Genomic DNA, 4,208 nt, shown 5'->3' with positions numbered 1-4,208 from the left:
CCCCCCCCCGGCTCCACAGGTCCCGGCGGACCCGGGTCATATCCCGGAGGTCGGCGCTGTAGCATCTCCCCTCCAGCAGGCGGGCCAGAGGGGCCAGGTCCAGCCCCTCCACACCGCTCTCCCCGGTGAGAAGGACCCGGAGGATATCGGCACCGGCATCTTCCGGCAGAGCCGCCAAGAGGGCGTCCTCCGGGCGCTCGGCCCGGGAGACGTCGGCCTCCACGATGCGGTAGCGCCGTCTGGCCAGGGGGACGAACTCGACCGAGATCGCCCCGTCGTCCAGCGTCACCCACAGGCCGCCCTTCTCTCCCAGCTCGACAAAGCCCCGGCCCTCCGGACAGCCGGGATACGCCCAGGCGGTGCCGCCCTCCCACTGGAGGCCGGACCCGGCGTGGACATGACCCAGCGCCAGATAGGCCAGGCCCGAGGCGGCGATATCCGCCCTGGGGATGGGGCCGTAGCGCCCCTTCCCGTCCACCTCCCCGTGGAGGACCCCCAGGTGGATCAGACCGTCCCCCGGGGCGGCAAAGCCGGAGAGGGGGGAGTCCTCCCGGGCCGGCGCGGTGAAGGCCGCGCCGTGGACGGCGCAGCCCAGGTCGGGACGCTCCACTGCCTCCAGCGCGGCGGAGCGAAAAATATGTACGTTTTCCGGCCAGTGCAGGGCGGAATAGGGGGAGCGGAGGGTAAAATAGTCGTGGTTCCCCGGCGCGATGAACACCGGGCAGCCGGTCTGGCCCAGAGCTCTGGCCAGGGCCTGGGTGGTCTCGGCATAGGTGTCGGCGCTGTCGAACAGGTCCCCGGAGAGAAGGACCAGATCGGCCCCCCGGGTTCTGGCAAGGTCGGCGAGCCGCCCGATGAGGTCCCGCTGCTCCGCCCGCCGCTCCGCGGCCTTGTGGGCGGGGAGGGAGGCAAAGGGGGCGTCCAGATGGAGATCGGCGGCATGGAGGATGTGCAGCATGAAAAGGCTCCTTTCAAGGGATCGTGGCGGGAAAACGGCGCTTTACTCCCCGACGTCCACCCGCTCCACGCCGACGCAGCGGCGCCGGTCGGTGTCGATGGAAAAGACGGCGCTCTCCAGCTTACAGGGGCCGGGCGCGGGCTCAAAGCGCATGGGGAGCCCGCCCAGGAAACGGTTGACGGCCTGTTCCGGGCGCATCCCCAGCACGGACTGGGCGGGCCCGGTCATACCCAGGTCGGTGAGAAAGCCCGTCCCTCTGGGGAGCACCTTGGCGTCGGCAGTGGGCACATGGGTGTGGGTGCCCCACACCGCCTGGACCCGCCCGTCCAGATAGAACCCCATGGCGCCCTTCTCGCTGGTGGCCTCGGCGTGGAAGTCCACCAGACAGACATCCGCGTCCAGACCGTGGAGCAGCCGGTCCGCCACGGTAAAAGGGTTGTCAAAATTGGAGTCCATTTCGCACCGCCCGATGAGGTTCATCACCGCAATGCGCAGCCCCCTGGGGCCGTCGTAGATCCCCAGCCCCCGGCCGGGGACCCGGCTGGTGTACTTGGCGGGACGGAGGAGCCAGGGCGCCTCCGGGAGGAGGTCCTTGATCTGGATGCGGTTCCAGGTGTGGTTCCCCAGGGTTACCACGTCGGCCCCGGCGTCGTAAATGGCCCTGGCCTGCCGGGGCAGGATGCCCACGCCGGAGGCGTTTTCCCCGTTGACCACGGTAAAATGGATGTCGTGGAGCTTTTGCAGGGCGCGGAGATGGCGCGTCAAAAAGTCCAGTCCCTGCTCGCCCACCACATCGCCCACGGTCAGTACGTTGAGTATCATATCCGTCCCTCCCCAAATGCAGTAACTTTTATTATATGCGATTTCCGGCCAAAAAGCGAGACCTGTTTCCGCAGGAAAAAAGTGAGGGCTCTCGCCCTCACTTCCGCGCGTTGGCCTGCTCGAATTGACGAATCAGTTCATTCACTAAGACGGCTTGCTCGTCTGTCAGTCCGGAGAAATCATAGCCATTGCTGTCGCTGACGCCCAGCAGGTAGTCTGTGGAGACCCGGAAGTAATGCGACAGCCGGATCAAAATCTCCACAGATGGGTGAGAACCTCCACCCTCATACATACTGATCATAGAGGGAGAAAGCTCCATCCCTTTGGCCAGCTCTTTTTGTGTCAGGCCGCGCTCCTCTCTGAGCTGTTTCAGTTTTGTTCCAAAATATATCATCACATCTTCAACCACACTTGATTTTTTGAGTATAACAATGTATTATTGGAACCAAAGTCAATTATACTGATATAATTTATTTTAATTAATCGGAGGAATGAATTATGCCCGACTATGAAAAACTGTATTACGCCCTGTTCAGCGACTTATCCCGCATCATCGATATCCTGGAGATCGTCCGGCAGAACGCCGAGGCGCATTTTCTGGCCGCCGTGGAAGAGGGCGAAGAGGAGGTTTGATTTTTTGCCTCCCATACGGTATACTGGTGCCGTAAAAAGGAGGATCTTCCGATGAATTGTCGACTGTGCGCCCTCTGCTGTGCCCTGGCGCTGGCATTTTCCCTCTCCGCCTGCTCCGGGGACAAGCCCATCACCCACGCTTCCCCTACGCCGGCCCCCACACCGTCCGTTTCCCCCACACCGTCCCCATCTCCATCGGCGTCGGAGCCCGCCCCCGAGATCACGCCGGAGCCCTCCCCGGTCCCCACCCCCACGGAGTCCGCCGGCCCGGATGCCGCCCCCGTCGGCGCCCAGCTTCCAGGCGCCTGGAACGACCGGGAGGCCCAGGTCTCCTTCGGTATGTCCCCCGGCACGGACTGCCCCCTGGCGGTCTTTGACGCCCGGGTGGGGCTCAACGATCTCTCCGTCTCCCTGGTCCCCCTGGGCAGTGGTCCCGACATCCAGTCCTTCCTGGAGGCCGATATCCGCATCCCCCACACCTCGGTCTCCTACGACTCCGGCGCCGATGCCCTGGTCCTCCGCCTGGAGAACACGGTGTTGGAGACCGGAGACCCCGCCGAGGCCGCCGGAAACGACGACTGGGTCTTCGACTTTATCGGTGAGCACGGCCTCCGCTACCCCCACAGCTTCCCCATGGGCTCCATCGGGGAGGACAACCGCTTTTTTGAGCGTGCCGCCATCTCCACCGACGGGACAGACACCACCATCACCCTCCGTCTCACTGGCAAGGCCATGTCCTACCGGGTGGAGAGCGGCAGCCTGGACGGGGAGGGGATGCTCCCCTATTTCCGCATCCTCTTCAGCGAAGAGCCTGCCTGAACTGCAGACGGCGCGCGGAGCTTGTCCGCGCGCCGTCTGTCTGTTTTCTCCGTGTTCAGCCCTTCACGCCGTCCCGGAACATCTGGATGGCGGTGTCGTTGTCCCCGGAGATGATGAGCATCACATAGTCCCCGCTGGTGACCACCCGGCCGTTCTTGGCCCGCTCCAGGGGCTCGGGGAGGTACTGCTCAAAGCTCTGCTGCGTCCGGGCACGGACAGCCTCCAGCTCCTTCTTCACCGCGTCCATCTCACCGCTTTTGACCTTGCCGATGACAATGGTATCGGCGCTGATCATCATGGGGAAAAAGGCCGCCACCTCGTCAAAGCGGGCGGTGTCCAGGCCGTAGTACTCCTTAAGCTCGGACTCCGCGGGCTTGTTGGAGGCCCCCAGCTCTATCTTGGCGATGATCTGGCGGGCCAGCTTGGTCAGGGCCTCCCCGTTGGGGGTGACGATGGCGATCCGGCTGTCCTGAACCGTGGCGGTGTAGCCCTCCAGATGATTGAGCAGCTCCACGGGGACGAAGGTAACCCCCTGGGTGAAGGACGCCGTCATGCCGGTCTGGGCCTCCCCGTTGAGTTCAATGGCCCCGGTGGCGCAGTCCACATAGATGCTGTTCCCGTCCAGCGAGAAGAAGGAGCGGCCCTCCTCGGGATACCAGGCGGCGTAGCCGTAATCGGACTCCGCCACGCTCCGCAGGGGCACCGCCGTGTACGGTGCGGAGGCGGCGGGAAGCCCGGAGGTGTCCAGCGCCGTGCCGTTTATGGTGATGCTCCCGGCATAGCCGCCGGCGGCCAGGGCCGCCGTGTTCAGGGAGAGGGCCAGGGCTGCGGCCGCAGCCGCGGAAAGAAATCTCTTCATGATGATACATTCTCCTTTTCGTGGTGGTTGTCCCTTTAGACGGCGGGAGATTCCAAAAAGTTCCCCCGGACAGAAGGAAGGCGCTCCGGAGGTCCGGAGCGCCTGTTCCGTGCTGTT

General features: G+C 64.3%; 6 protein-coding genes. 2 read left to right on the top strand and 4 right to left on the bottom strand.

From position 1 onward, the window contains the following. The 3 genes from ABUA09_RS17965 to ABUA09_RS17955 all read right to left on the bottom strand — a co-directional run. Nucleotides 1-958 (bottom strand): metallophosphoesterase family protein (locus ABUA09_RS17965; RefSeq protein WP_349949610.1); only part of this gene is annotated, 958 nt, incomplete at its 3' end. Nucleotides 959-1,000: 42 nt separating this feature from the next. Next, nucleotides 1,001-1,780 carry a TIGR00282 family metallophosphoesterase gene (locus ABUA09_RS17960; RefSeq protein WP_349949609.1) on the bottom strand — a complete coding sequence of 260 codons (780 nt, stop codon included), beginning with the start codon at nucleotides 1,778-1,780 and terminating at the stop codon, nucleotides 1,001-1,003. 97 nt (nucleotides 1,781-1,877) lie between these two features. Continuing rightward, nucleotides 1,878-2,174 (bottom strand): helix-turn-helix domain-containing protein, encoded by a 297-nt coding sequence (locus tag ABUA09_RS17955; protein WP_349949612.1) that lies wholly within the window; start codon nucleotides 2,172-2,174, stop codon nucleotides 1,878-1,880. Between the two features lie 104 nt (nucleotides 2,175-2,278). Between ABUA09_RS17955 and ABUA09_RS17950 the strand changes: the two genes are divergently transcribed. Then, nucleotides 2,279-2,413, top strand: a complete 135-nt coding sequence (locus ABUA09_RS17950) for a hypothetical protein (RefSeq protein WP_275077679.1) — start codon at nucleotides 2,279-2,281, stop codon at nucleotides 2,411-2,413. A gap of 51 nt (nucleotides 2,414-2,464) precedes the next feature. Beyond that, entirely contained in the window at nucleotides 2,465-3,232 is a 768-nt protein-coding gene (locus ABUA09_RS17945) for a hypothetical protein (RefSeq protein ID WP_195614365.1), read from the top strand. Nucleotides 3,233-3,287: 55 nt separating this feature from the next. Here the strand turns inward: ABUA09_RS17945 and ABUA09_RS17940 are convergent, their stop codons facing one another. Next, a complete protein-coding gene (locus tag ABUA09_RS17940) occupies nucleotides 3,288-4,091 on the bottom strand; it encodes a DUF4358 domain-containing protein (RefSeq protein WP_058116912.1) in 804 nt (267 codons plus the stop codon). Nucleotides 4,092-4,208: the final 117 nt, after the last annotated feature.

This window comes from Intestinimonas sp. RTP31139st1_F5_RTP31139_211217 (genome assembly GCF_040226735.1).
Lineage (GTDB): Bacteria > Bacillota > Clostridia > Oscillospirales > Oscillospiraceae > Intestinimonas > Intestinimonas butyriciproducens.
This window is presented reverse-complemented; position numbering and strand designations above follow the sequence as displayed.